The 24,991-nt window shown below is 60.2% G+C and carries 25 protein-coding genes, 1 tRNA gene and 2 pseudogenes; 16 read left to right on the top strand and 12 right to left on the bottom strand.

Features of this window, described 5'->3' with window-relative positions; translation table 11 throughout:
• The 3 genes from J6497_RS21665 to J6497_RS21655 all read right to left on the bottom strand — a co-directional run bounded on the left by J6497_RS21665 (window position 1) and on the right by J6497_RS21655 (window position 2,308).
• Entirely contained in the window at window positions 1-366 is a 366-nt protein-coding gene (locus J6497_RS21665) for a hypothetical protein (RefSeq protein WP_225706305.1), read from the bottom strand.
• Window positions 367-524: 158 nt separating this feature from the next.
• Entirely contained in the window at window positions 525-1,178 is a 654-nt protein-coding gene (locus J6497_RS21660; protein ID WP_225706304.1) for a response regulator transcription factor, read from the bottom strand.
• A 56-nt stretch (window positions 1,179-1,234) separates the two neighbouring features.
• Complete coding sequence (locus J6497_RS21655; RefSeq protein ID WP_225706303.1) at window positions 1,235-2,308, bottom strand: sensor histidine kinase; 1,074 nt, start codon at window positions 2,306-2,308, stop codon at window positions 1,235-1,237.
• A gap of 69 nt (window positions 2,309-2,377) precedes the next feature.
• On the opposite strand from J6497_RS21655, the gene J6497_RS21650 reads away from it, so the two are divergent.
• From J6497_RS21650 to J6497_RS21635, 4 genes are all read left to right on the top strand, one after another.
• Window positions 2,378-2,767: a hypothetical protein gene (locus J6497_RS21650; RefSeq protein WP_225706302.1), complete on the top strand. Its 390-nt coding sequence runs from the start codon at window positions 2,378-2,380 to the stop codon at window positions 2,765-2,767.
• Between the two features lie 98 nt (window positions 2,768-2,865).
• Window positions 2,866-3,303 carry a hypothetical protein gene (locus J6497_RS21645; RefSeq protein WP_225706301.1) on the top strand — a complete coding sequence of 146 codons (438 nt, stop codon included), beginning with the start codon at window positions 2,866-2,868 and terminating at the stop codon, window positions 3,301-3,303.
• A 782-nt stretch (window positions 3,304-4,085) separates the two neighbouring features.
• Window positions 4,086-4,159 (top strand) — tRNA-Gly (locus tag J6497_RS21640).
• Between the two features lie 625 nt (window positions 4,160-4,784).
• Window positions 4,785-5,912 carry a hypothetical protein gene (locus J6497_RS21635; protein WP_225706300.1) on the top strand — a complete coding sequence of 376 codons (1,128 nt, stop codon included), beginning with the start codon at window positions 4,785-4,787 and terminating at the stop codon, window positions 5,910-5,912.
• A gap of 239 nt (window positions 5,913-6,151) precedes the next feature.
• On the opposite strand, the gene J6497_RS21630 is transcribed toward J6497_RS21635, so the two are convergent.
• Complete coding sequence (locus J6497_RS21630) at window positions 6,152-6,472, bottom strand: addiction module antidote protein (protein ID WP_376708254.1); 321 nt, start codon at window positions 6,470-6,472, stop codon at window positions 6,152-6,154.
• A 217-nt stretch (window positions 6,473-6,689) separates the two neighbouring features.
• On the opposite strand from J6497_RS21630, the gene J6497_RS21625 reads away from it, so the two are divergent.
• Window positions 6,690-7,085, top strand: coding sequence for a YciI family protein (locus J6497_RS21625; protein WP_225706298.1), 396 nt, complete (start codon window positions 6,690-6,692; stop codon window positions 7,083-7,085).
• Window positions 7,086-7,528: 443 nt separating this feature from the next.
• Window positions 7,529-7,900, top strand: coding sequence for a BA14K family protein (locus tag J6497_RS21620; protein ID WP_225706297.1), 372 nt, complete (start codon window positions 7,529-7,531; stop codon window positions 7,898-7,900).
• A gap of 154 nt (window positions 7,901-8,054) precedes the next feature.
• Here the strand turns inward: J6497_RS21620 and J6497_RS21615 are convergent, their stop codons facing one another.
• Complete coding sequence (locus J6497_RS21615; protein WP_225706296.1) at window positions 8,055-8,267, bottom strand: hypothetical protein; 213 nt, start codon at window positions 8,265-8,267, stop codon at window positions 8,055-8,057.
• A gap of 184 nt (window positions 8,268-8,451) precedes the next feature.
• Here J6497_RS21615 and J6497_RS21610 point away from each other — a divergent pair.
• A pseudogene (locus tag J6497_RS21610) lies at window positions 8,452-8,649 on the top strand (MBL fold metallo-hydrolase); the annotation flags it as partial.
• A 39-nt stretch (window positions 8,650-8,688) separates the two neighbouring features.
• On the opposite strand, the gene J6497_RS21605 reads toward J6497_RS21610, so the two are convergent.
• The 5 genes and pseudogenes from J6497_RS21605 to J6497_RS21585 all read right to left on the bottom strand — a co-directional run bounded on the left by J6497_RS21605 (window position 8,689) and on the right by J6497_RS21585 (window position 11,520).
• Window positions 8,689-8,862 (bottom strand): hypothetical protein, encoded by a 174-nt coding sequence (locus tag J6497_RS21605; RefSeq protein WP_225706295.1) that lies wholly within the window; start codon window positions 8,860-8,862, stop codon window positions 8,689-8,691.
• A 55-nt stretch (window positions 8,863-8,917) separates the two neighbouring features.
• Window positions 8,918-9,376 (bottom strand): host attachment protein, encoded by a 459-nt coding sequence (locus tag J6497_RS21600; protein WP_225706294.1) that lies wholly within the window; start codon window positions 9,374-9,376, stop codon window positions 8,918-8,920.
• A gap of 168 nt (window positions 9,377-9,544) precedes the next feature.
• Window positions 9,545-9,712, bottom strand: a complete 168-nt coding sequence (locus J6497_RS21595; protein WP_225706293.1) for a hypothetical protein — start codon at window positions 9,710-9,712, stop codon at window positions 9,545-9,547.
• Between the two features lie 109 nt (window positions 9,713-9,821).
• Window positions 9,822-10,772 (bottom strand): c-type cytochrome, encoded by a 951-nt coding sequence (locus tag J6497_RS21590; protein WP_225706292.1) that lies wholly within the window; start codon window positions 10,770-10,772, stop codon window positions 9,822-9,824.
• Window positions 10,773-10,910: 138 nt separating this feature from the next.
• Window positions 10,911-11,520, bottom strand: a pseudogene (locus tag J6497_RS21585) (sigma-70 family RNA polymerase sigma factor).
• A 399-nt stretch (window positions 11,521-11,919) separates the two neighbouring features.
• Here J6497_RS21585 and J6497_RS21580 point away from each other — a divergent pair.
• Entirely contained in the window at window positions 11,920-12,846 is a 927-nt protein-coding gene (locus J6497_RS21580) for a catalase family peroxidase (RefSeq protein ID WP_225706291.1), read from the top strand.
• A 75-nt stretch (window positions 12,847-12,921) separates the two neighbouring features.
• Here J6497_RS21580 and J6497_RS21575 read toward each other — a convergent pair whose 3' ends face one another.
• A complete protein-coding gene (locus J6497_RS21575; protein WP_225706290.1) occupies window positions 12,922-13,851 on the bottom strand; it encodes a helix-turn-helix domain-containing protein in 930 nt (309 codons plus the stop codon).
• 584 nt (window positions 13,852-14,435) lie between these two features.
• Between J6497_RS21575 and J6497_RS21570 the strand changes: the two genes are divergently transcribed.
• From J6497_RS21570 to J6497_RS21535, 8 genes are all read left to right on the top strand, one after another.
• Window positions 14,436-15,137 (top strand): response regulator transcription factor, encoded by a 702-nt coding sequence (locus J6497_RS21570; protein WP_376708253.1) that lies wholly within the window; start codon window positions 14,436-14,438, stop codon window positions 15,135-15,137.
• Window positions 15,138-15,183: 46 nt separating this feature from the next.
• Window positions 15,184-15,600 (top strand): response regulator transcription factor, encoded by a 417-nt coding sequence (locus J6497_RS21565; RefSeq protein ID WP_225706289.1) that lies wholly within the window; start codon window positions 15,184-15,186, stop codon window positions 15,598-15,600.
• A gap of 14 nt (window positions 15,601-15,614) precedes the next feature.
• Window positions 15,615-16,934, top strand: a complete 1,320-nt coding sequence (locus J6497_RS21560; RefSeq protein WP_225706288.1) for a sensor histidine kinase — start codon at window positions 15,615-15,617, stop codon at window positions 16,932-16,934.
• 245 nt (window positions 16,935-17,179) lie between these two features.
• Window positions 17,180-18,133, top strand: a complete 954-nt coding sequence (locus tag J6497_RS21555; protein ID WP_225706287.1) for a helix-turn-helix domain-containing protein — start codon at window positions 17,180-17,182, stop codon at window positions 18,131-18,133.
• Between the two features lie 560 nt (window positions 18,134-18,693).
• On the top strand, window positions 18,694-19,899 hold the full coding sequence (locus J6497_RS21550) for an NAD(P)/FAD-dependent oxidoreductase (RefSeq protein WP_225706286.1): 1,206 nt from the start codon (window positions 18,694-18,696) through the stop codon (window positions 19,897-19,899).
• 90 nt (window positions 19,900-19,989) lie between these two features.
• Entirely contained in the window at window positions 19,990-20,946 is a 957-nt protein-coding gene (locus tag J6497_RS21545; RefSeq protein ID WP_225706285.1) for an MBL fold metallo-hydrolase, read from the top strand.
• A 206-nt stretch (window positions 20,947-21,152) separates the two neighbouring features.
• Window positions 21,153-21,980 carry an SDR family NAD(P)-dependent oxidoreductase gene (locus J6497_RS21540; RefSeq protein WP_225706284.1) on the top strand — a complete coding sequence of 276 codons (828 nt, stop codon included), beginning with the start codon at window positions 21,153-21,155 and terminating at the stop codon, window positions 21,978-21,980.
• A gap of 218 nt (window positions 21,981-22,198) precedes the next feature.
• Window positions 22,199-23,515: a CapA family protein gene (locus J6497_RS21535; RefSeq protein ID WP_312010345.1), complete on the top strand. Its 1,317-nt coding sequence runs from the start codon at window positions 22,199-22,201 to the stop codon at window positions 23,513-23,515.
• A 125-nt stretch (window positions 23,516-23,640) separates the two neighbouring features.
• Here J6497_RS21535 and J6497_RS21530 read toward each other — a convergent pair whose 3' ends face one another.
• Window positions 23,641-24,924 carry a cystathionine gamma-synthase family protein gene (locus tag J6497_RS21530; protein WP_376708252.1) on the bottom strand — a complete coding sequence of 428 codons (1,284 nt, stop codon included), beginning with the start codon at window positions 24,922-24,924 and terminating at the stop codon, window positions 23,641-23,643.
• Between the last annotated feature and the right edge of the window lie 67 nt (window positions 24,925-24,991).

Here is a 24,991-nt window from a genome sequence, read left to right as displayed (position 1 = left end):
CTATTTTCCCGTGAGACCGGATCCCAATCCACTAATGGTTGCACCGAGCTGCGAGATCGCCGTGCCGACATCTCTCAGCGAGGCGAGCCGCTTCACCTCGGTATCCCGCTCGAGTTCCGTGACCTTTGCTTGAACCGCGGCCAGTTCCTTCGCCAGGTCAGCCTGGACTTGCTTGAGGGATGCCTGCAGCTCTTCGCGCAAGTCAGTCAGCTTATTTTCGATCGACCGCTGCGCTCCGCCAAACAGGAGAGCACGGACCTGATCGATCGTCGCCTCGCCCTGCGAAGTCGCTTCGGCCCCGTTGGTCGGGACCGCCGAATTTGCAATTCGGCTCGTCCCTTTTCCCTGCTGCTCGATACCCTTCATAGTTACTCCTTGTCCGACGCTACCCAAGTCTGCCGCCATCCGGAAAAAGCAAATTGAAAGCGACGCCACAGCCAAAAGCCGTTCGGCCCAGAAAAAGTAATCAATCGGAAGAGGACAAATTCATGATTTGCCAGATGTCGGCCGCCGCTCCCCTGCGTTTAAGTTATTGCCCTTATTGCCAATTCTGTTCGGTTCTTTGCCTGGCATTTCTCCAGGATGACGCTGACATAGTTCTTTACCGTACCTTCAGCCAAGTGCAGCTGCTCGCTGATCTCGGTGTTGCTCTTGCCCTCAACGATCAGCCTGAGAATTTCATTCTCACGCGCCGTCAAGTCATCCCGAACGGGTAGCTTCGCCGTGGCGAGCGGACGACGCAGCCGCTTGAACTCGCCAAGAATTCGCGCAGCAACTCCTGGCGAAAGCCGCGATTGACCGTTCATCACCGCCCGGATCGTCGTTGCGATCTCATCGATCCTCGCGTCCTTCAGCAGATATGCCTTCGCACCTGCGCTGACGGCTTCGAAGATCAAATCATTTGTCTCAAAAGTGGTGAGAACGACGATGTTGGTCTGCGGGAACTCGCGGAGGATCCTCTGGATGGCCATGATGCCATCGACGCGCGGCATCTGCAAATCCATCAGGATGACGTCGGGCCGATATCGACGCGCAAATTCGATCGCCTGCTCGCCGTCGGCCGCGCCCGCGAGAAGCTCGAAGTCGTCGTTCTGTTGCGCGAGGAGCGTAGCAAGACCTTCCCTGATCAGCGCCTGATCTTCGGCAATCAGCACCCGAATCTTTTCGATACTGCTCACAGGGCGATCCTTGGTCCTTGTGAAGATGCTGCACGCCGCATGCGGCGCCAAGTTGCTCAATCGGTCAACGTGCCTGAAGACGGCGCAACCGGCAGCCCGGCCACTGGCAGCGATATCCGAACCAGCGTTCCCGCTCCCTGCGAGCTCTCCACCGAGCACTCTCCGCCAACGAGTTCAGCAAATTCAACCATTCCGATCAACCCGAAATGTCCAGGCTTCGAGACGGACGGATCAAAACCGCATCCATCGTCGCTGATCTCGACAACGAGTCTCCGGGCGACTGCAGTCCGATCTTCGCTCGCGCGAAACGCAACTCGCCGTGCTTTCGCGTGTGCCTCGACGTTACGCAGCGCCTCGATGAGGATGCGCTGAACCGTCGTCCCGTAGGTGCGCAGTCCTTCGCGAGCTCCGTCTTCGATGTGCACCGACACCTCGGCGCCGGTGCGCTCCGCGAAGTCGGACAGCATGCCTTCAGCGTCCGGCGCAAGCTCAGGTTCATCGGGGATCCGCAGGCGGGCAATGGCTTCGCGCGCACGCGCCAGGCCGTTGATCGCCGCTTCCTCAGCGGTCGCAAGGCCATCAGACACGCGAGCGGGATCGGTTGACAGAAAGTGCCGGGTCAATCTGATCTGGGTCAGAAGCGCCATGATCGAATGCACCAGCGTGTCGTGAAGGTCGCGCGCCAGGCGCAGACGTGTCCGCGCAAGCGAGGCGAAGCGCACCTCCGAACTTGCGGCCTCGAGCTGTTGCTCTATCAGGCGTCGGGCGCGGCGCTCGCTTCCGAGCAGGACTTCGACCTGACGGGCCGCAAAATCAAGCATCGCGATCACAAGGTAATGCGAACGATCCTTGTTCCAAAGGAAGACCGCCGTCACCGGATGGTCCAGCCCCGGTGAGGCGCCACGCACGCCGGCCAGCGCGAGCACCTCCCGCTGCCCCTCAGCCAAGGCGGTCAATTCGGGTTCCATCCCGACAAGCAGCATGCACTGGCAGCAGTCCGCACCGATCGCCGGAAGCCATTCGACCAACCGTCCGGTTTTCTGGAGCATCGTCCTGTCGGCTCCGACAATGGCAAGCCCTATGACGTCGGCTTCTGCGGCCGGAAGCAACTCCGCGTTGAGGTCGATCATTCGTTGCTCAAACCAGTTCCAAGCGAGGTCGGCCATTTTGGCGTACGCCCACGCCGATCGCAAACAAATATGACTTTCGTCACGATCGATCCTGACTTTCGCCAGATGCTTCCACTCCTCGAAATGCGCTTTCTGGTCGGCGAAAGTGCAAAGTCGGGGAAAGCCATGAAGATCGCGCCGCAAAAATCGTCGCGCATACGACAAGGCGATATGGCCGAGAGAGCAAGCCCGCCGAAACGTCATTCCCTGAGCGCGAGCCAGAAAGCCGTACTGAACGCCGCACTCGCGGGACGCTTGCAGCTCTATCCGCGCGGATATGCCACGAGCAAATCGGGACCGTTTCATTCGCGGCGAGCCGTCGCGTCACTCGCGCGCACAGGTCTGCTGACACTCAGCACGACGATGCGCTTTGCGACGGCCACCGAGCGTGGGCGCAAAATCTATTCAGAGCAGACGTAGGGGTGAAGCGAATGCGAGGGTGCATGCTCACACTCTGGACTGCTGCGCTGACATTCATTGGAGCCGGTTTGGCCGCCGTCTTGTTCGGATTTCGGGCATTGGACACACAGTTCGGAAGCTCCCTGCTGATCGGCGGACTGATCTTCGTTTCCTCCGGATTCATGATCGGGACGCAGCGTCTTGTGATCCGGCAACTCAACAGCATGCGAGACGCCCTGGAGGCGGATGTTGAGAAGCCGAAGGCGGCGACCGCCGAGGCCATTCCGGTCATCCCGACCGCGATACTGGAGCGTCCGTCCCCTGCAGGTCTGATCAAGCCGAAAGAAACTGTCGCCCGAGATGCCCGGCAGGCCTTTGCGGTCATCCGGGCCGGCACCGTCAACAACATGGACTACGAACTGCGAGCCGATGGGACGATCGTTGCGACCTTGTCCGGCCAGACGTTTGAATTCCGCTCAATCGACGAGCTTCGCAGATATCTGGCCGCGCTTTCGCAAGACAATGGCGATGCGGCTGCCGGCCGACGCTCCGTTTGATCCACGCGGCAAGTTCAGCCCTGAACGTCGCCGTCGCGATCTACAGGGTGATGACCAATTGCACGGATGCGCATGACCAATCTCATCTTCCGTCGCCTTGGCAAAGACCTCAATGTCCAGTGACGAGAACGGCGGCCGCCGTCGCGGCCTCGCCACCAAACTTGCTCGCTCGGTTTCGCCGTGCAGAAAGATTGGACGCAAGACCATGTTGGAAATGCTGAAGTGTATCGTGAGCAGGAAGCCTGGTCCCGCACGTGACAAACCTGCGAGGGCAATCCATGATACGGCCAAGCCAAGCAACTGTGTCGAGCATGGCAGTACAGGTTGCGAAGAACCCGATCCCTTGAAATCTGCGACTACCCGGCGCTGGGTCGATGGGCCGCTGAAGCCGCCATCGACGAAGTAAGTGATGCGCAGCGCGCGAAACAAAGCCGCGCACCAACCTCACGAGGATCCAGACGCATCCAAGGCCGGGTCAATAAGCCAATAACAAAGACGCGGCGGGATTACTCCCGCCGCGTCCGATTCTCGTGCTCGCTGGTCCAGGGCTGAGAGCGCCCCGATGCCAAGCTTTGGACTGCTTAGCGGGCGATCCCAGCGAGGTGACAGCGCTTGAGATAAGACACTGGATCACCTCCTTTCGTTGTTGATGGGACGCCGAATATAGGCAGCCGATCCGCGCCTGTTAAGGCCGCAAAGGCAAATCGGCTGGAACCTGGCTGTTTGTAACGGCTCAGGGCGGTTGAGGCCGCCCTCCCGGCATGATAGTGGATCGTCCGCGCGCGGGTGTAGCTCAATGGTAGAGCAGCAGCCTTCCAAGCTGAATACGAGGGTTCGATTCCCTTCACCCGCTCCAGCTCTTGCCCGTAAAAAATCATGGTAAAACAACATCTTGGATGCAGTCAAATCCCCGCGCGCGGCTTGTCTGGTGCGCTTTCGGGCGCACATAGGGCGGGTTTGCGAGAAGCATTTGGCCGCAAGTAGTGCCTGAATTACAGCTACGTGTGACTGGTTGAGGTTCGCTCGTCTATAGGCCAGCTCAGGCATGTTCGTAACGCTCTGCGCCGATGGTACACTCCCTCCGCACTCGAGCACTATTGTTACGAATCGCAATTCTCGCAAATCACCGGCACCGGCATCGCGGTCCCGTTTGGGTTTATCTGGTAGTTTCTCGAAGAATTCGCTTGGCCTGTTACACCCGACCGCAACCATGCATTCCTTGGCCTTGTCCGTGGGGCCAAGTGTGCTGTCCAGTTGGCGCGGGAATGGTGTCGTCGAAATCGCTTTGATTGCCAGCGGGGGACACTTCATCAGGCGCGAGGAGAGGGCCGGCAACATCAAGGTTGATTACAGCTGACCGTCGTGTCCTGTATCAAAGCGTTAAGTCCGCTCAGCGCCATGACCGACAAAACTCGAGCTGTCTTTTCGAGCACGAGCACGGCCTCGAGGGCGGTTGGTCCTGCACCGGCTCGGCGCGACAAATGGAAAGCGAAGCAAGCAAGGAAGAAGCAACGAAAGAGACCAAGCAAAATGCGAAGGAGAAGGTTGGGGGCATGAGTAGCAACCGTTCGCGCAAGCAGGTCGCTGACCTCGGCCCTCCCTTTCTTCCGGCGGCTGTAGCAGATGCTGGAGCACCTTGTGGGTGTGGGCGCCGGGTAAAGGCGGACTTGTGGAGGCGTCACAAAGAACCCTTTGGTCCGATCTTTTCGGACAATACTCCAGCTGAAAAAGGTGCCTGGATTCAGCAGAGCGTTATTCAAACTTGCGAATGCGGCAGCAAGGTTAGCATTCCGCTCGACCCAAAACCTCCGCGAGGAATCCTGTGGCTGTACGGTGACGAAGCCAATAGGGAAACTCAGGGATATGCTGTGGAATGCTACACGCTTGTCGGAGGCACTAACGGTGTCATTCGGGACCTCGTAAATGGATTAAAGGAAGCTAAGTGCAAGCTATTGCCGGATTTAGACCCAGCGACATGGACCGTTCATTGCACAAAACTCGCAAACCGTAGGTGGCGGACAGAATCTGAGCGCTTCTCCGATTTGACTGAAGGTGATGTCCACACGTTCTTCTGCAACTGTGCGCAGATATTTAAGAATGCACAGCGCTATTCGTCGAATACGGCTGTCTTTGGATTTCGAAAGCGAATGACTGATCAGGACGCAGAAAGGCACGCCAGAAAGGATGCCAAGAGAATCGCGCATTTGGCATTGCTCTCGTCTGCTATTTTCCATGGCACGGGGAACGGTCTGATCCCGAGATTCTTCTTGGAAGCTGTCAAGGAGGTGAGGCACTTTCCGCACATCGAGGGATGGTCACGAGACAGTTTCCTAGGGTCGCGTCACTATCTTGCTCACGAACTGCTATGTCATGGCAACCACGTCCCGGCTCCAGAGTTTCTAGCGCCTAGGAGCCATCCACTGCTCGAACTGGCAGACATACATGCATATCACTTGGCCCGAAGCCTGATGCTGCAAAGCTCCGGCCGCTCGCCAGAAGTGCCGATGTCAATGTTCGGTGAATTTTGCTATCTCGCGATGATCAACGCGAACCGTTTTGATCTTGTTGTCGAGGATGACGTGCCACCAAAGTATATTCCACGACCATAGCACGCGGCATCTCGTAGACTTTTCAGCCAGCCCAGTGATTTGGTCGTGGAACCTTGCTTCGTCTTCCTCGCAATCAGGCAAACCACCGGTCCATGAAGACGCTGACGCCGAAAGGCAGCAACGATAACCAGCGCGCGGGCGGCGGATACGATGATGACGCGCCTCGCCAACAGCGATAGGAGCGCCAGACGCAGCCCCGACATAGCCACCGCCAGATAATGACGATATTTCGTTCTGAGCTACGCGGCATTCGCGCGCTTGCGTGGCGGCCGCTTCTTGGTGGCGGCACTGGCCGTCAGTTTCATGCCCATGGCTCGCATGATGGACAGCACGGTACTGAACTCGGGGTTCCCGCTGTCGCCCAGCGCCTTGTAAAGACCCTCGCGCGTGATCCCCGCCGCTTTCGCGATTTCCGCCATGCCTCGCGCGCGGGCCACAGTCTTGATTGCCTCGCGGATTTCATCGGGGCTTCCGTCCTCCAGGACGGCGGCGATGTATTCCGCCTGAGCCTCTGGCGTCACCAGGTATTCGGCAGGGTCGAACTTCCTCAAGTCTTTCACTCTAACCATGGCGGTTACTCCAACGATGATATCCAAATATTGCGTCGTGCTTCACGTGCACGGAACGACATTGAAGGCGGCCATGAAGAAGGCGGCCATGAAGCGCCGGTCGCGGCGCAGAAGCGGTTGACCGGTCGCCCGCGCTTGCCGCGACAATTTGTCGGATTCAGCTTTCCCCAGACGTCCTTTGTCTGCCATCCAGCAACGAGAGGTACCGATGCTCTACGCCATCCTCGCCTATCATGTCGAAACGGAGGTCATGTCCTGGACGCCGGAGGAAGATGCCGCGCTGATGGTCGACCTGCACAAGGTCCATGACCGCTTGACCAAGCAAGGCCGCCTCGGGCCAGCGGCGCGGCTCGGCGAGACCGGGAAAGCACGCACCCTGCGCGGTCCGGGCGCAGGGGTCGTGATCGATGGCCCCTTTGCCGAGACCAAGGAGCAACTGCTCGGCTTTTACGTCGTCGACTGCGCCAGCGAGGACGCCGCGATCGAAGCCGCGCGCGACCTGCGTCGGGTCAATCCGACGGCGGTGTACGAGATCCGGCCGATCATGGTCTTTCTTCCGGGCACAGGCTTTCCGCGGACGGAAGCTGCAAGCGACGGCGACTAGATTCAGTTGGACAAAAGCAAGCTCGCCGCCTCGCTCGTCTCACCCTCGCTTCTGCTGGGAAGCGACGGCAACAAGAAACTCCGCGAGGGCGAGCCTTCCGGCCTCTTCCGCCGCTCGCTGGGATGAACATCCATCCCCGAAAGTTTCGGCAAATATCGGCGTTTTCCGGCCTAATCCGAATCCGAAGCAGGTCACACGGCAGAGGCGCGTCGGCGTTCTTCCCACTCTCGCGTGAGTTGCAGCGACCTCAACCGAACTCGAGGCCGTTTCTAGTCGACGTCAAACCGGCAGGCCGATCTTGTGGATGACCGCAGGGCCGGAATCCTGTACTGGGAACTGGCCCATCGCCGACTCTTCGGACGTCGGGTGGGAACCCCGGGGAACCCTTCGGCTACATCGCCGTTGTGTTCCCAACGTAACAAGAAAAGGAGCAAGCCGTGAACATGCGTGGGATTTTCTTGATGGCCGCCGCCACTGCGCTGACGATATCGGCGTCCCTACCTGTTCGGGCTGCGCCCATGATGCCGTCCCCGATGGTGCAAGAGCCTGCGGCACAGCAGGTGCAATACCGCCGTTGGCATGGTGGTCCCGGTTATCGCCACTACGGTTACCGGCGCGGGTATGGCCGTGGATACGGAACCGGCGCTGCCGTGCTTGGCGGACTCGCCGCCGGCGCCATCATCGGCGGTGCGATCGCATCCAGCCAGGCCCAAGCAGCAAACGCCCAAGCCTACTGCGCGCAACGCTTCCGCTCCTATGACCCCGCCTCGGGTACCTATCTCGGTACCGACGGCTATCGTCATCCCTGTCCGTAACGAGCCTTAGCTAAATACAAACGTCATTCCGGGATGTGCAGGCCCGGAATCCATTCGCCGCCTGTGCAGGTGGTGAAATGGATTTCGGCTTCGCGTACTTCACACGCCCCGGAATGACGGCCAGCCGAGGGATGCCGTCCGAACCTTGCATCCTTTACGACGGAAAATCGGCCGGCTTCACCTCAAGCCGGTCGGCGTGCAGGGTCCAATCGTGGACCCCATGCATTTCGCTGAATTTCTGCTTGGCAACTTCCAATGCCTTGGCGTCGTTCGGGACGTCCAGGTCTACCGTGCATTGGCAGATCTCGCCGACCTGACCGTTCTCTCCGAGCACATGTTTGTAAAATCGGGCAATGAAGCGCGGCATCCGCATAGCTCCCTCTTTATCGTGCGCTAGCTGAGCCAGCCTGGAAGATCTCGCGTTGATCTCGCGCAAACCGGCACGGACGGTGACCTGATTTGAAATTGCAGCACGGGTCCTTGCTCGGCGCGGGGCCCGGCGGCGCCAGAGCCTGACGGAATTTTCGGAAAATTGCGCTGGATCACGACGGCTTTCGACCGCGGCGCCCACGTCAATTGACGTCGGCCAGCGACGCAGGCTTGCGCCCGAAGCCGTTGTGAACCTCGATTGGCACAAAGACATGTCAAAGCTGATCCTCGACATCAATGCACGCGTAGAAGCCGCTGCCGACGATCGTGCGCGCGGAGTGATCATCCGGAAGCTGAGACGAGCGCTCGAGCAGGACTAACCGGGTGACAAGCTGACGGCAGCGGCGCTGCGACGTCCGTTACTCCTTGAACGACGGAGAGTCCGGCGCTTCGCGCGGATCGCGTTCGACCGGCTCATTCTCGCCGAGCGGCTCGTCGCGCTCGACGTCAACCTGATCCTGATCGATCAAGCCGGGCGCCTCATCGGCTTGATCGGCGGGTTCGCCACGTCGCTTTCGAGGGACAGAGGACATAACTTCCTCCCGCGGCCGCACCAGAATAGATCGTTGGCGCCACAGTCAGCGAGTATCACCCGCGGATCGTCCCAACCAGATGTCTTTCGATCTCGCCAACAGGGTGCCTCGTGAGATCCTTATCGAACTCGGCCAGGATATGCCGTTTCACGTCGGGATGAAAGGCAGCTCGAAGCTCGGCCAGGGTTCGCGGCGGGGCGACGACAACGAGGGCCTTTGCCTTGCCGCTGCGAATGATCTGCTCGGCGGCGGCCGCAACCTGCCTTGTGAACCGCTGCTCCTGGAGATCATGCCAGTCCGCCGTCTCAACCGCGCTTCGCTGACCCGAATCCGGTTTGCTGACGCGTCCCGGCCGCTCGCTGCCCTGCTCATGGGTCGCGGGATTTAGGTCTTCGAAGACTTGCTCGGTCTTGAGATTGGGGAACTTCTCGTCGCCTTCGTTGCGCAGGAACAGCGCCTTCCGTCCATCGCCCACGAATACGATGGCGTCGTGCGGAATCTTGAGTTTGGCCATGATTTACCTCCGATATTAGCTAGTTTGCTGAACGGCGCGAAAGGCGGGTTGATCCCGATCAACTGCGGGGATTCCGAGACTTGTCAGGGCGCCTACTATGGGGCGAACTGCAGCGGAAAAACTTGATGCGCCGTGGGGGCATTCCGCCTCCGCGGCCAAAACCTTGCGCTAGATCAAATCCTCGGATTGCAGATCTTCGACAAAGAACGGATGAGACACTTCATCTTCGTCTGCCCCAATACCCGCCTCAACGTTCAGCACAGCCTGGATGAGGACGATGATACCAATCAGAACGAATTCACGGCGGTAAGCTGCCCCGCCTGCACGCGACTGCATTTTCTCAGCCGGAAGACCGGCGAATTGTTGGGCGCAGACTCAACTCCGAAGAACTAGCCTTCATACGGGACGCGAGCGATGCCGGGATGCGAGCGCCGGACCGTGTCGCTCAGGCTGCCGGCAGATGCGTCAGATACTCATAGATGGCACGAAGGTCTTCATCTTCCATCCTGCCGAGCGGCTGCCACGGCATCTGATTGCCGAGGGTGTGACCATTCGGATCGACGCCAGTCCGCATGGTGGTGACGAATCCCTCCAATTTCCAGCCTTTCACGACATTGAGGTCGGGCCCTAGCGGCGCGAGCTGACCGGGTTTGCCGCCGGTGAGATCTTTGCCATGGCATTCGCGGCAATCCTGATAGGAGACGAGATATCCGCCGTATTGCGAGGTGGGACCTTTTGGTGGCGCGGTGACAAGTTCTGTCGAGACCGGCTTTCCCGTTGGCAGCATGCCGGCGCCCAGCATCGCGATGCCCAGAGGGCTGAGACGATCGGGCGGACTTATCGTCTTTTCTCCTGCAGCGGGCAGACTGCGGATATAGGCGATCACGGCTTTGGTGTCCTCGTCACTCAGCTTTCCGGCGTTGGTGTAGGACATGATGACCAGCCAACGACCGTCGGGATCGACCGCGTTGCGAATGGCGCGGAAAATATCGCCGTCCGACCATCGGGGTAGTTGTCCAGCCGGTGTGAGGTTGGAGGCTACGAACGAACCGATCGGCAAGGAGATTTCCTTGCCGACGTCCATACCGCCGGTGAGCGTGTCGGTCCTGGTGTGGCAGCCGCTGCAAAAGCTGTCCGAGATGGCCCGGCCGCGCCGAATCTGCTCCGCGGTCCCCACAACCTTCAAGTCGACGCTCGGCGCGCTGCGCGCGTGCAGCTTGAACAGCCCGAGCGTGAGCAGCACGCTGATCGAGACGGCAATGACGGACGCCAAAGCCGCAAGACCCGTCCCGCCCCATTTGAAGATTGGATTTTTCGATCGCCAGCTACGAACGCTTGACCAAGCCAGCAATCCCGCGATGACGATCGACATCGCGGGCTCGATCAATTCGAACATCCTGTATCGCCCCAAAAATCGATGAACTAGACGTCAACGGACGCTATGGGGAGCGCGATACGAAATGATTTCGAGACTGGCCTATCGTGTTACAGATGTAACCCGCAAGACGAGCTTTCTTCTCTCGCAGGTATTTGTTCAGACGGCTGCTGCCTCGAACCCGGCGTTCACAAGCATTTTTGCAAGGTGCTTGCGCGCGTAAAACATCCGGCTTTTCACGGTGGCATAGGAAAATGCCGACAATCTCGCTCACTTCAGCGACCGATCTTTCGTGATAGTAGACCAGGTCGATGATTTCGCGTTGAACTGGAGAGAGCCTGTCTATGCATGCGCGCAGGATGGCATTGGTTTGCTTGCGATCAAGCGCTACGTCCGGCGTGTCTGCATCATCGACGATTCCAGCCAGATCCTCTTGATCAATGGTCTCATCTGTCCGTGCTCGCAGCGCACCCCATGCCTTGAAACGGGCAATCGAGAATAGCCATGTCGACACTCGCGCGCGCCCCTCGAACTTGTTTGCGGAGCGCCAAACGTCAAGGAACACTTGGCTGACCAGGTCGTCCGCAATCGCCGCATTACGCACGATGCCGTGGATGAAGCGAAACACTCTTACGCGGTGACGAGCGAACATAATGTGCATTGCGGCTTTGTCGCCCTCGGCAACGCGCCTTAAGAGCCTCTCGTCAGAAACGCACTCCTCCGCTTCCGTCGCACGGCGGACGGCATAGGCCAGCTCGCCCTCGTCCATCGCATCGGACCGCGCAGGCAAAGGATTTCGACCTTTGTCGATACAGCCGGCAAAGATCATCGCCGTTGGGGTGGACGAAAGACTCCTCTCCCGACGCCGCAATCGAGTACGTCTCTCTCCCTGTCGTCGCTCGCCGATGAGCATCGTCCTCTCCACTTTGCTTGACGCCATAAGGATGCGTCGCGTGGCGTCGTTCGCGCCATCCTACGAGGGGCCCGTGTTTCTAATCTCCTGGTCTAGGGTGAATTAACCGGACGGTGGGATGCCGCCGCGAACCCGCCATCACGAAAGCGATGGCGACTAGCAGCAGGATCGGGCAAGGCACGACCGCTTTAGGAAAGACACCGAACCTCTACCCAGCCTAGAACCCGGACTCATCACTCAAGCCAAGGTTCCGCCATGTCCCGGTTCCCAACCGGCGCCGCCACGCCCGCGTCCATCGTCGACGTGCTGAAAGCGGTGGCTGGTGATCCGCCAAGAGTGCGCGCGAGCTTTGCCAAGGGCCGATGCGTGCGTGGCACCTACGTCCCCTCGGATTGGGCGGAGGAGATTACGAAATCCCGGAGTTTCACAAGGCCATCGCGCGTATTGGCGCGCTTCTCGATGGGCGGCGGCAATCCCAAGGTGACAGATACCAACAATCTCGTGCCGCGTGGCTTCAGCTTCAAGCTCGGCGACGATCGCCATCGCTCGCACATTCTCATGCAAAACGCTCCGGTGCATTTTGCGAGGACGCTCGACCAGATGCTGGCTTTCCTCAAGGCGCGCATTCCGGGACCGGAAGGCAAGCCTGATGCGGCGAAAGTCAAAGCATTCTCCGCCGCCAACCCCGAAACGCTGCATCAGGCAAGCTACCTCGCCGCGCGTCCGCTGCCCGGGAGTTTTGCCGGCACGACCTATTGGGGAGTGCACGCCTTCCCCGCAACGAATTCGAAAGGCGAGACCCGGTTCATCAAGTTCAAGGTCGTTCCGGTCGGCGGCGACGTCAAGCTGACCGAGAACGAGGCTAGAATAAAGTCTGCCGACTTCCTGCACGAGGATCTCGAAAAGCGGATCGCTGCAGGCGATGTCCGATTCAACGTGATGGCGCTGCTCGACCGTCCCGGCGACCCCACCATGGACGTGACCATCCGGTGGCCGGATGAGGACAATCGCGAAGCCGTGCGGCTGGGCACGATCGTCATCACCGGTGTTGAAGCGAACGATGCGTGCGACGCGTCCATCTTCGATCCAGCAAATCTCGCCGAAGGTATCGGTCACCCGCCGGACGAGGTCTTTGCGGCGCGCCACGCCGCCTACACGATCTCACTGGCGAAGCGTCGCTGATCGGACAAGCACAGAGCGTCTTCAAGCAGTGGGAACCGGTTCGCGTGAAGAAAACGCGTCAAGCGAAAAGCCGAATCACGTTTCGCTTTCCGCGGCGCCGACCTGTTCGCGGCGCCACGCTCCCGGGCTGACGCCGACCACGGTCGAAAACACCCGCGTGAAGTGGCTTTGATTGGCAAAGCCGGCCGATATCGCAATCTCGGACAGTGGCAAGTCGCGCACGGTCATCAACTGCTTGGCCGCCTTCACGCGCTGGCGAAGCAGCCACTGGTGCGGCGGCAGGCCGGTGGAGATCCGAAACGCGCGTGAAAAATGGCTGACAGAGAGGCCGAACTCAGCCGCGACTTGTTCCAATGAAGTCTTTCCGGCGAGGTCGGATTCGAGCCTCTCGCAGGCGCGCTTTTCCTGCCACGGGGCCAGACCACCGCGGGTCGGTTCGGTGGCGCGCTTCAGTCCGCCATAGGTCTGGGCGACATGCGCGGTGAGCGCAAGCAGCATGTGATCGACAAAAAGCTGGTTGGTCTCGTCCGGGCGACGCAGTCCTTCCAGGAACGACGCACCGAGGTGACGGATGACCGCGTCGTCATGGCCGATGCCGGGCTCATAGGCAAGCTCGCCAACGCGTGATGCGCCGGCCTGTCTGGCGATATCGTCGAGCGCCGAGCGCGGCAGATAGAAAAAAATGGAGTGGAACGGCTTGTCGATCACGTAGCGCGGATCGCGCTTCAAGTCGTAGAGATAGGTTGCGCCGCCATGGACATCCGTCTTGATGACGCATCGACCGCGCTCCCAGCACTCGCAGTCCGGGTAATCGCGAAATTTGAGGCTGACGAGATAGGCATCCTCGGAGGGAAACGAGCCAGAGAGACCCTCCACGGGATCATCGTTCCGCGTCTCGGTGACCGCAAGCTCGGCGCTACGCAGTGAACGCGTGATCAGCGAAGGCGCATCCTTCAACTGCAAGCGCCGCCCGAGCCTCCGTCCGTAGACGCCCGCTTGTGCCATATCGGTATACCCATCGGTGGAATTGGACCGGCAGGCTGTCGTCCCACGGGTCGCAGTTCCATTATCGGGGATCAGTGAGCGGCTGTCCACGCTCGCCGGGCGAATGCGTAGCTGTTCTGACAGCATCCAGACCGACTACGGCAAAAATGAATTCCAGAGCGATTTCAACCTGATTCGCCGTCACGGACCGGTCGGAAAAATATTTCGCTTAGCCAGTCAAACAATCGCTGCTCGATCCTAACGTGCGTTTACGAAAAGGCGGATGACGCCTTCAACCGCGCGTTGAAATCACGCTTGATCTCTTCTACCCGCGAACTCGCTCGACAAGCCGCGGTGGTCGCCATGCTTGGCTACGACTTTGGTCGCATGCGGGGTGCGCTTACTGCGTCGTTCAGTCATCTTGATCACAAGTCCAAGCGGTCTGTCGCAACGACACGCTTGGAGCAGGTTCGGACAAGACATGACCGCTTTAGGAAAGACACCGGACATTTACGGAGCTTAAAACACGCACCGAACACTCAAGACCCACAAAGCGGCGACAGACCAGCGAGCAGAAGCGATAAGGAGGCAACGCAATGGTTGGGATGACTGCACTCGCCGACTCCTTTGCCTTACCACGCTTAGCCCGCGCTCCCATGAATACACCTGCCGACCATACAGACCGCCCGCTTGTCTTGATCGTAGACGATGACGAGGACATCCGCTCCGCGCTCCGAGAATTGCTGCTGTCGGTGGGAATCGATGCATGCTGCTTTGGATCGACGCAAGAACTGTTGCATGCCGACCTTCCGGAGCGGCCCGGTTGTCTGATCCTCGATGTTCGCATGCCGGGGGCAAGCGGCCTGGATCTCCAACAGCATCTCACCTCGAACGGTAATAGGAGGCCGATCATCTTCCTCACCGGCCATGGCGACATTGCAATGACGGTCCAGGCGATGAAAGCGGGAGCCGTTGACTTCCTGACAAAGCCCGTGAGGGACCAGACGCTCCTTGACGCGGTCGCGGCTGCAATCGACAAAGATGTTTCGCAAAGAGCCGCGGCCCGGCTCGTCAAACAACACGTCGACCGCTACGCAAAGCTGACGCCGCGCGAGCGCGAAGTCCTGCGCGAAGTGGTAAGGGGGCGCCTGAACAAACAGATCGCGTTCGATCTGGGCATCAGCGAGATCACGGTCAAGCTGCACCGCGGCAACGTGACACGGAAAATGCAGGCCACATCTATTGGTCAGCTCATTCGCATCTGGGAACTGTTACCTGCGCAGGTTCGACAGGAGAGGTCAGCCTAGACCAAAGGATGGTTACGATCGGGCCAGCAATAGCGCCAGATGAGGGGTGGCCATTCTAGCGAGAGACATCCGTTTGTCCAAAGCGCCCCTAGTCGCGATCGTAGATGACGACGAAGCTGTCCGAGAGGCCCTTTCCGATCTCCTTGTGCTGGATCTACCGTGTCGCACTTTCGATCGAGCGGAGGCTTTCATGGCGGAATACGTCCCAGGCAGGTTCGATTGCCTCATTACCGATGTGAGCATGCCCGGCCACAGCGGGCTCGACCTGCTGCAGCGGCTGCGGAGCATCGGCTCCTCGATGCCGGTCATCATCGTTACCGCCGACACGAATCCGACGACGCGGCTGCGCGCGATAGGTGGCGGCGCCCATGCATATCTGACCAAGCCCGTAAGCGGTGCAGCGCTTCTTAGTCATCTGCAGTCCGCTCTGAGGTGGGTAGGTCCCTCCTCTAACGTTGATTGAGAGGAGATGCAGTCATGGACATCGTTGAATTCGGACGGAAAGCAGGAGCAACGTCCGGATCGACCGATTGCGCATCCTGTGAACTGCGGGCGAGCGAGGAGAGATACCGCAATCTGATCCAATATCTGCCGACTGCGCTATGGCAGGTTGATTCCCGTCGCATGACCGCGATCTTTGACCAGTTGAAGGCAAGCGGCGTACGCGATATCGCAGCCTACCTTGACCAGAACCGGGACCTTGTCAGGCACGCCGGCCATGTTGTGCATGTGACGGAAGTGAATCGGGACGCCGTATCGCTGTTTCGCGCCAACAATCCCGCCGATCTCTTAAAGCCCATTCAGTACCTTTTTGCCGCCGCCCCTGGGCTCGCCAAGCGGGTCATGGCTGCACACTTCGAAGGCCGGCGGAATTTCATCGAGGAAACCAGGATTCTCACCTTCGACGGAACAATGATCGATGTCTTGTTCACGGTCACATATCCGAGGCCGCCCGAGCAATTGGACACAACCTTCGTAACCATGCAGGACATCAGTGAACGATTGAATGCAGAGAAGCAGCTACGAAAATTGCAGGCTGACTTCACGCATGCCGGACGCATCGCAACGCTCGGTGAACTGGCGACCTCGATCGCGCATGAGATCAATCAGCCGCTTGCCGCAATCGTTATGAACGGTGAGACGAATCTGAGGTGGCTGGCGCGCCCCAATCAAAATACGGAAAAAGTGACGGAGCTCACTTCCAGAATCGTATCGAACGCTCGTCGTGCGAGTGAGATCATTCACCGCATACGAGGCATGGCAGCGAAGCAAGAATCCGAGAAGCGCCTCATCGAGCTCAATGAGATCATTGAAGAGGCTCTCCTGTTCATCCGGCATGACATCGAGTCGAAGTTGATTACCCTTTCAACAACATTTCGCCCCGGGCTCCCGCGCGTGATGGGCGATCGGATACAGTTGCAGCAGGTGATCATCAATCTGCTGGTCAACAGCGTCCAGGCGATTACGCAGTCGGGACAACCGACGCGTCGGATCGATATCGAGACTTCGATCGATGAAGAAGGTTCGGTTGTCTTTTCCGTTTTTGACAATGGACCAGGGATTGCGGAAGCGGACCTGAAACATATTTTCGACAGCTTCTTCAGCACTAAGGATGCAGGAATTGGCATCGGCCTCGCCATTTGCCAGTCGATCATCACTGCGCACGGCGGCAGCATTTCGGGTTCAAATCGTGCGAATGGCGGCGCGCATTTTCGCTTCACGCTTCCAGCGCCAACGGTTGCCGGGACCGATTCTGGTGTTGTCGACTTCACGCGCCAAACGCATCAGCCTATTTAACGGACCCTCGCTTCACTTGCGCGATCGTCTGTGCGATAGCGGTAGCGCATGTCCCGCCTACTATCCCAAAGTACAGGTCAGTCTATCCGCTGAACCTGCGCGACTAGACTCGCTACAAGATACCCTTATGCCGCATTTTCCAACATCATTGGAAGCACACGAGAGGCACCGGCTCCACGCCTCATTGGCCCACTATAGGCTTGCACCGGATGAGCGCATGGCCTTCGGAATTCGAGCATACGCCCATGAATAAGCCGATCTTGCGCGATCCTTTGCAGGAGGATCCGCCAGGCGCAGCCGAGGCGCGCCAAAACAACGCGCCAATTGCCGATGGGCGTCCTGCCGATGTGGAAATGGCCCGTGTGCTCAGGACCGAACCATCTCGCATGGCATTGGACCACTCCGGTGCCGGGATTGCCTACTGGAAACATGAACCACTACACGACGTCGTCGAACCCATGAGCCACCACGTCGTCATGGCTTACAACGGCTCGATACAGCGCATGGAGCGGCGGTCGGGAAGATCGGTTGCGATTGGGACGTTTCGTCCCGGGGTTGTGATAATCATTCCGGAAGGATCAAGCTCCCGATGGGATATTCCGAAGCCTGTTGATGTCGTTCAGCTTTATCTTCCTCACGCAACGCTGAAGCGCGTTGCCGACGAAGCCGACACCGCCGCATCGACCGAGCTGCTGGAGCGAACGGCGCATCCCGACCCCATTACATCCCGATTGCTCTTGAGCGCAGCCGATGTCCTGGAGGGAAATGGGGCTCTGGATACGCTGTTCAGGCATCAGCTGACGGAGCTCCTCGCCACGCGCCTCCTGGTTGCGCACACCGGCTCGCTGACCACGTTCCAGCCGACCATGGGTGGGCTGTCGCCGAAGGTCCTGCTTCGTGCCATCGAACGCTTGCGCTCGGACAGCGACGCGGACGTTTCTCTCGCTGCGCTTGCCTCGGACGCCGGCCTGTCACGCTTCCATTTCTGCCGCGCCTTCAAGGAAAGCACAGGGCTTTCGCCTCATGCCTGGCTGCGCCAGTACCGGCTCGAGCAGGCCATGAACATGCTGCGCGACACCGACGCATCTGTCGTGTCGGTCGCCGCGGCGCTTGGCTATGCCTCCCAGACGGCCTTCGCTGCGGCGTTCAAGAAGCTGACCGGCGAAACCCCGAGCGATTGGCGACGACGCGTGCGTTAGCAGCAATCGCTCTGCAGGTACGTCAATCGCTCTGGGGCAGTCGCAGATCGAGTTCGTTACATCATCACGGTGCCCACGCCTACAAACGGACGGAGACAAACGATGACCTGGACGAATTTCGGCAGCTCCCTTGCAATCACACGACGACGCAGAGTCATCGCGACCGCACTCGTATACGGGCTTTCATTAACCGTTCGCTTCACTTCAGCAGCGGGCGAAGAAGTTGAAGCTCCGGCACCGGCCGCTCAAGGCGCCAATGCCATGACTTCCATCATGATCAACGATAGCGCCCAAGTCCTCTACAAGAACTGGCCTCCGGGGATCGCTCAGCCGATTGCCTCTTATCATGGCTGGCCAATTGGTCCGAGGGGCTGTCGCCCGGCATGTGAGTTCCCCATGCCGATGTCGTCAGCGCTGAACTGCCCCGCTCCGTAGGGGGTCGGACAGTCTTCGTTTCACATCTTCGCGTCGTCATCGATCGCAAGAAGCTTCACCGCCAACGACGAGCGGCGGCGGCGCGCGCGTACGTCTGGGAAAATCTAACCACAGGAGTAGATTACATGCGACTTGTCATCATTGGCGCCGGCTTTGCCGGCATGTACGCCGCACTTTCCGCAGCCCGCCTGCGCGACATCCAGGGCGTTTCGCCCGAGCAGCTCGAGATCGCGCTTGTTTCACCAGAGCCGACGCTGGTGGTTCGCCCTCGGCTTTACGAATCCAAGCCGGAGACTCTGACGGCTTCTCTCCTGGATGTCCTCAACGCGATCGATGTCGTCTATGTACAGGGCAGCGTCGAGACCGTCGACACCAAGTCTCGCACCGTGCAGATCGTCACGGCCAAGGGCGCACGAAAGACGCTCCCCTACGATCGGTTGGTCGTGGCCACCGGCAGCCGGTTGTTCCGTCCGAATGTTCCTGGCCTCGCCGAGCACGGGTTCAGCGTCGACCAGCTTGAGGACGCGATCGCCCTCGACCGGCACCTGCACGCTCTGGCCGATCGGCCGGCATCGAAGGCGCGCGACACGGTCGTCGTTGCCGGCGGCGGGTTCACCGGCATCGAGGCGGCCACGGAGATACCCACGCGCCTTCGTGCGATCCTCGGCAAGGAAGCCAAGCCCCGCGTCATCATCGTCGATCGAAACACTGCGATCGCCCCGGATATGGGCGCAGGTCCCCGCCCCGTCATTGAGGACGCACTGCGCAAGTGCGGTGTGGAGACCCGGCTTGGCGCCGGCGTCGCGGCGCTGGACAAATCCGGCGTCACGCTTGCCGACGGCGAACACATCGAAGCCGCAACCGTGATCTGGGCCGCCGGCATTCGCGCCGCCCCGTTGACCCAGCAGATCCCTGCCGAGCGCGACAATTTCGGCCGCCTGCTTGTCGACCGCGATTTGCGCGTGCCGTCGGTGCCTGGCGTTTTTGCGACGGGCGACGCCGCCAGGGCTGCATGCGACGATGTCGGCAACTACGCGCTGATGTCCTGCCAGCACGCGACGCGGATGGGCGCCTTTGCCGGCAACAATGCCGCCGCCGAACTGTTGGGAGTTCCAACCAAACCCTATCACCAGAAAGCCTACGTCACCTGCCTCGACCTTGGAGAAGCCGGCGCACTCTTCACGCGAGGCTGGGAGCGGAAGGTCGAGATGGTCGGCGAGACGGCAAAGAAGACCAAGCAGGAGATCAACACTGTTTGGATCTATCCGCCGCGGCCCGAGCGCGCCGCTGCGCTGGCGTCGGCCGATCCGGAGCGTGTCACTGACCTCTGAACACCTCACCAGCATTAACCAGGCTTTCCACGCGGGAAGCACGCCCCGCCCAGGATCGAGCGCCAAGATCGAACGCAGGAGTTTTCAAAGATGAACCAGATGATCCGCAACACTCAGCAGGAGACGAACATGAGCTTAGACACGACCGCGCACCCCGTTAGATCGAAGCCCGACGAATTGGTTCCGTCGCGCTACGCGCTGAAGGTCGGCGAGATTGACGTGCTGGTGGTCAGCGATGGGGTACTACCGCTGCCCACCAAAATGTTAGGACACAATGCCGACCCGGCCATGCGGGCGGCCTGGCTGAATAACATGTTCCTGCCGCCGGACGCTTTCGACTGGGCGCTGAACGCGGTCGTGGTGCGTAGCGGCGATCGAACCATCCTCATCGACGCTGGACTAGGAAGCGACCCGGACTTGCACTTGCCGCGGGCCGGGCAGTTGATCAAGCGACTCGACGCCGCCGGCATCGATCTTGCGTCCGTGACCGACGTGGTGCTGACCCACATGCACATGGACCACATTGGCGGGCTGCTCGTCGACGGGGTGAAGGACCGGCTGCGTCCGGACCTGCTGATCCACGTGGCGGCCGCCGAGGTCAAATTCTGGGAGTCGCCCGATTTCTCCCACACCGCAATGCCGCCGGGGTTCCCGGACGCGCTTCGGTCGGCCGCCAAGCGGTTCACGAAAGAATACCACAACCAGCTGCGGCAGTTCGATGAGGAGCACGAGGTGGCGCCGGGCGTCGTCGTCCGCCGCACCGGCGGCCACACCCCCGGGCACAGCGTGGTCCGCCTGGCGTCCGGCGGCGACGCGCTGACGTTCGCCGGCGACGCCGTGTTTACGGTCGGGTTCGAGCAACCCGACTGGCACAACGGTTTCGAGCACGACCCCGAGGAGGCGACGCGCGTTCGGGTCCGTCTTTTGCGGGAGCTGGCTGAGACCGGTGAGATGCTGGTGGCCACTCACCTGCCATTCCCGTCTGTCGGTCGGGTCGCGGTGGACGGCGACGCGTTTCGTTGGGTACCGGCCTTCTGGGACTACTGACCGCTTGTTGGCTTAAATCCGAACTAGGGCGCGTGCTCATAACGTAAAGAGTTCACGCCCTAGCTCAACACTTCGCAGCCACTGGCCGCGATAGTCTATGCCCGCTTTGATCGCACCGAACTCTTGGTCGATGTCCAACTGCCTGGCTGGTGCGTCGGGGAAGGAGGCAATCGGGTGCTGGGAGCGCGATCATCGACTGCGAGGTGGTGGGCATCCTCATCCAGACGACACGCCATCGCGATCCCGGTCGATGGCGGCTGGACTGCACAGTAAGAAGGAGATCGAACATGCAGAGTGAAAAGGTGGTTATCGTGACGGGCGGCAGCTCGGGCATCGGGCGGGCGGCCGCACTGCGTTTCGCCAGGCAAGGTGACAAGGTGCTCGTCACCGGTCGCCGTTCCGCACCCATTGAAGAAACGGTCGCCCAGCATGCCAACATCATTGGCCTGGCGGCTGATGCCGCCTCCGCCGAGGATGCCGGGCGCACGATCGCCAAGGCGGTCGATACCTGGGGCAGAGTCGATGCCTTGATCAATAACGCGGGCGCCGGCGCCATCCTTCCGCTTGCCGAGACGACAGCCGATCGCATCATGGACATTTTCTCCGTCAATGTGCTCGGCCCAAGTCTGCTCGCCGCTGCGGCTCTCCCTCACCTGAGGGAAACACAGGGCACGATCGTCAACATCTCAAGCACGTTCGGCCACAAGCCGGCGGCTGGACTGTCCCACTATGCAGCCAGCAAGGCTGCTCTGGAGCACCTGACCCGCTGCTGGGCGCTGGAGCTTGCGCCACTCGGCATACGCGTGAATGCGGTCGCGGCGGGGCCCACGGAATCCGGTGCTCTGACCGGCATGATGGGGCTGTCCCCGGAGCAGGCTGCAGCCATCAAAGAACAGGAGCGCGAGCGCATACCGCTCGGACGGCGCGGCGTTCCGGACGACGTGGCAGAATGGATCGTGCGGCTTGCCGGTCCCGCTTCGGAATGGCTGACGGGCCAGGTGCTCGCGGTCGATGGCGGCTTGGCACTGGCGTAGAGCATGGTCGGTTCTGATTAAATCAGAACCGAAGCTCTAGCAGCCACTCATCTGATTCGAGTGGGACTGGTCGTGCAGCCCACTTCACAGGTCAGCTATTCGAGCTGAGTTACAGTTGAAACATTAATCTGAAAGCCGGAAATACTTGCGTAGCGCCCAACATCGCAACATGGCCATGAACCACGCTCTTGCACCTTTTCCTCCATTTGGGGGAGGCCATGATGACAACTCGATCCGAGCTGCGCCTTGCCTTGACCGGAGACAGTATCCTCCAACGGCGATTACTGACGCGACAAGACGCGATGTTGCGTCCGCTATTCGACCTGATCCGTGACACCGACATATCCTTCACGAATCTCGAGGTCGTGCCGAATCATTTCGGCGGTGATCCAGTGCTTGAGAGCGGAGGATCTCATTTTGGCGCGCCCGCCTGGGTGCTGGATGAACTGACCGAAGCGGGCTTCGATCTATTCGCGGCAGCGACCAATCACTCCCTCGACTATGGCGTCTCTGGGCTGCTCCGAGGCATCGAAGCCCTGGAACAAAGGGGGCTGAGCTACGCCGGCATCGGACGCAATCTCGAAGAGGCGCGTCGTCCGGCCTACCATACGCATCCAAACGGAACGGTCGCCCTGCTCTCATGCTCCACCACCTTTGCCAGAGGTCAGGAGGCAAGCGCGCAACGACCTGATATGCCGGGCCGGCCCGGCCTCAATCCATTGCGTCACACCACTGTCTACGAAGTCACGCCACAGCAGCTTTCTTCGCTTGCAGAGATCGCCGAGCAGCTCGGGCTGGAGCGTATGCGCCAGAAGATCATCCAGCTCGGATTCGGCTTTCCGCCGGATGACCCTGCGTTGGTCGAATTGAAGGACTTGCGTTTCCGCGCGGCGGAACGGCCGGCGATCCGCACGCACGCCAGATCGGACGACGTCGAGGGCATTGCGCGGTGGGTGCGCGAGGCGCGCGAGCTCAGCGATGTGGTGTTGGTGAGCATCCATAGCCACGAATACGGCGAGTACGAGGAGGGTCCGGCCGAGTTCGTCCCGGTGTTCGCGCGCCGCATGATCGACGAAGGCGCCAGCCTGGTCGTTGGTCACGGTCCGCATCTGCTGCGGGGCATGGAGCTCTACAAGGACAGCCCGATCTTCTACAGTCTCGGCAATTTCATCGGACAGAACGAGCTGGTGTCGCGCCTGCCCGCCGATTCCTACGAACGCTTTCGCGTCGATCCGCAGCTCACACCGGGGATGGCGTACTGGCAGCGTACCGATTGTGACCGCAAGGGCTTTCCTGCTGACCGTCGTTTTTGGGAAACCGTCATTCCAATCTGCCGCTTTAAGGATGGACGATTGTCTGGCCTTGAGATTCATCCCGTCTCGCTCGGTCTCGGCGAACGGCGACATCTCCGGGGCCGCCCGCGTCTTGCCGAGGGCGAACAGGCACGATGCATCCTTAGCCGGTTTGCGATGCTCTCGAAGACATTCGGTACGCATCTCGATTTCGGCGCCGGCACGACCACCCTCTCCATCTGACCTGGTCGCGGAGAGCAAAGCAACGAGGGCAAAGCGTGGAAGTACGCAATCGAGACATCGGACTGCAGCGAGAAGATGGAGGCCGACATCGTCCTGATGAGCATCAGGGCCCGCGCAAGCCGCACCTATGCCTCGGTCAAAGCTTGCGCGATGTCCGCGATCAGATCGGAAGGGTGCTCGATGCCAACAGACAGTCGGATCGTGGAGTCGAGAACGCCTATCCTTTGACGGACGTCAGCCGGAACGCCCGAGTGAGTCATGGTTGCGGGATGGCTGGCCAGCGACTCGGTGCCACCCAGGCTCACCGCCAGTTTGAGGATCTGCAGGGCGTTCAGGAATTTGAATGCAGCGGTCTGACCGCCGACAATATCGAAAGAAAACGTCGAACCTGCTCCACTGCATTGCCTCGCGAACAGACGGCCGGCCGGAGAATCCTCGGCGTGATGGGCAAGATAGTGGACTCTCTCCACCTTGGGATGATCGCGGAGGTAGTCCGCCACGAGCCGCGCGTTTCTGTCAGCCTTGTCCATCCGCAGGCTTAAGGTTTCGAGCGACCGGCTGATCATCCAGCAGGAATGGGGATCCAGTTGGGTGCCGATCGCGCCTCGCAACGCCTTGACGTCCTTCATTATGGCCTTTGAGCCGAGTGCAGCGCCGGCGATCAGGTCGGAATGGCCTCCGACATATTTGGTCAGCGAGTACAAGGAGAGATCGGCCCCGTGCTCGATCGGCCGCTGAAACAACGGCCCGAGCAGGGTATTGTCGCATGCGATGACCGGGGTGTAGCCCTGGACCTGGCCGATCAGCTCGGCGATACCGCGGATCATCGCGATATCGACCAGGCCATTGGTGGGATTTGCCGGGGTTTCGATGAAGATCATCGCGACGCGGCCGCTGCGCATGGCCTCCTCGGCCGCGTGCCTGATCGCGGCCTCGTCGACACCATCGGCGAAGCCCACGGCGCCGATGGAGAGCTTCGCAAGCGTGTTTGCAAACAGCGTTTCCGTCCCGCCATACAGCGGTTGAGAATGCAGGATCACATCGCCGGGCCGCGCGAACGCCAGGATCGTGGTCGAAATTGCCGCCATGCCGGACGAGAACAGCGCGCAATTCTCGGTCCGCTCATAGACAGCGAGCCTGTCCTCCACGATCTCGCTGTTGGGATGATTGAAGCGCGAGTAGACCAGGCCCGCGCCCATCCCCTCCGGCGGTTCGCGCCGCCCCGCGACGAAATCGAAGAAGTCCTTGCCATCTTCGGCAGTCTTGAAGACGAACGTCGAGGTCAGGAAGACCGGGGGTTTGACGGCTCCCTCCGACAATTGCGGATCGTAGCCGTAGTTCAGCATCAGCGTTTCCGGGTGCAGGGTGTGGTTGCCAATGCGGGTCTTCGACGGTTTCACCATGGCCATGGCCTGTCTCGCTCCTCTGGAGGGAACATCTTACCCGGTGCCTGTCTACAGCCGTATAAAGTCTCCC

The sequence above is a fragment of the Bradyrhizobium cenepequi genome, from assembly GCF_020329485.1.
Classification (GTDB): domain Bacteria; phylum Pseudomonadota; class Alphaproteobacteria; order Rhizobiales; family Xanthobacteraceae; genus Bradyrhizobium; species Bradyrhizobium cenepequi.
The sequence above is the reverse complement of the archived record's forward strand: the minus strand, read 5'-3'. Positions and strand labels throughout refer to the sequence as shown.

Bases quoted from the DNA above. Each gene is read 5' to 3' on its own strand.
- J6497_RS21665 (WP_225706305.1), bottom strand. From the start codon at position 366: ATGAAGGGTATCGAGCAGCAGGGAAAAGGGACGAGCCGAATTGCAAAT.
- J6497_RS21655 (WP_225706303.1), bottom strand. From the start codon at position 2,308: ATGATCGACCTCAACGCGGAGTTGCTTCCGGCCGCAGAAGCCGACGTC.
- J6497_RS21650 (WP_225706302.1), top strand. From the start codon at position 2,378: ATGACTTTCGTCACGATCGATCCTGACTTTCGCCAGATGCTTCCACTC.
- J6497_RS21635 (WP_225706300.1), top strand. From the start codon at position 4,785: ATGGAAAGCGAAGCAAGCAAGGAAGAAGCAACGAAAGAGACCAAGCAA.
- J6497_RS21625 (WP_225706298.1), top strand. From the start codon at position 6,690: ATGCTCTACGCCATCCTCGCCTATCATGTCGAAACGGAGGTCATGTCC.
- J6497_RS21620 (WP_225706297.1), top strand. From the start codon at position 7,529: ATGCGTGGGATTTTCTTGATGGCCGCCGCCACTGCGCTGACGATATCG.
- J6497_RS21615 (WP_225706296.1), bottom strand. From the start codon at position 8,267: ATGCCGCGCTTCATTGCCCGATTTTACAAACATGTGCTCGGAGAGAAC.
- J6497_RS21605 (WP_225706295.1), bottom strand. From the start codon at position 8,862: ATGTCCTCTGTCCCTCGAAAGCGACGTGGCGAACCCGCCGATCAAGCC.
- J6497_RS21600 (WP_225706294.1), bottom strand. From the start codon at position 9,376: ATGGCCAAACTCAAGATTCCGCACGACGCCATCGTATTCGTGGGCGAT.
- J6497_RS21595 (WP_225706293.1), bottom strand. From the start codon at position 9,712: ATGCAGTCGCGTGCAGGCGGGGCAGCTTACCGCCGTGAATTCGTTCTG.
- J6497_RS21590 (WP_225706292.1), bottom strand. From the start codon at position 10,772: ATGTTCGAATTGATCGAGCCCGCGATGTCGATCGTCATCGCGGGATTG.
- J6497_RS21580 (WP_225706291.1), top strand. From the start codon at position 11,920: ATGTCCCGGTTCCCAACCGGCGCCGCCACGCCCGCGTCCATCGTCGAC.
- J6497_RS21575 (WP_225706290.1), bottom strand. From the start codon at position 13,851: ATGGCACAAGCGGGCGTCTACGGACGGAGGCTCGGGCGGCGCTTGCAG.
- J6497_RS21570 (WP_376708253.1), top strand. From the start codon at position 14,436: ATGACTGCACTCGCCGACTCCTTTGCCTTACCACGCTTAGCCCGCGCT.
- J6497_RS21560 (WP_225706288.1), top strand. From the start codon at position 15,615: ATGGACATCGTTGAATTCGGACGGAAAGCAGGAGCAACGTCCGGATCG.
- J6497_RS21555 (WP_225706287.1), top strand. From the start codon at position 17,180: ATGAATAAGCCGATCTTGCGCGATCCTTTGCAGGAGGATCCGCCAGGC.
- J6497_RS21550 (WP_225706286.1), top strand. From the start codon at position 18,694: ATGCGACTTGTCATCATTGGCGCCGGCTTTGCCGGCATGTACGCCGCA.
- J6497_RS21545 (WP_225706285.1), top strand. From the start codon at position 19,990: ATGAACCAGATGATCCGCAACACTCAGCAGGAGACGAACATGAGCTTA.
- J6497_RS21535 (WP_312010345.1), top strand. From the start codon at position 22,199: ATGATGACAACTCGATCCGAGCTGCGCCTTGCCTTGACCGGAGACAGT.
- J6497_RS21530 (WP_376708252.1), bottom strand. From the start codon at position 24,924: ATGGCCATGGTGAAACCGTCGAAGACCCGCATTGGCAACCACACCCTG.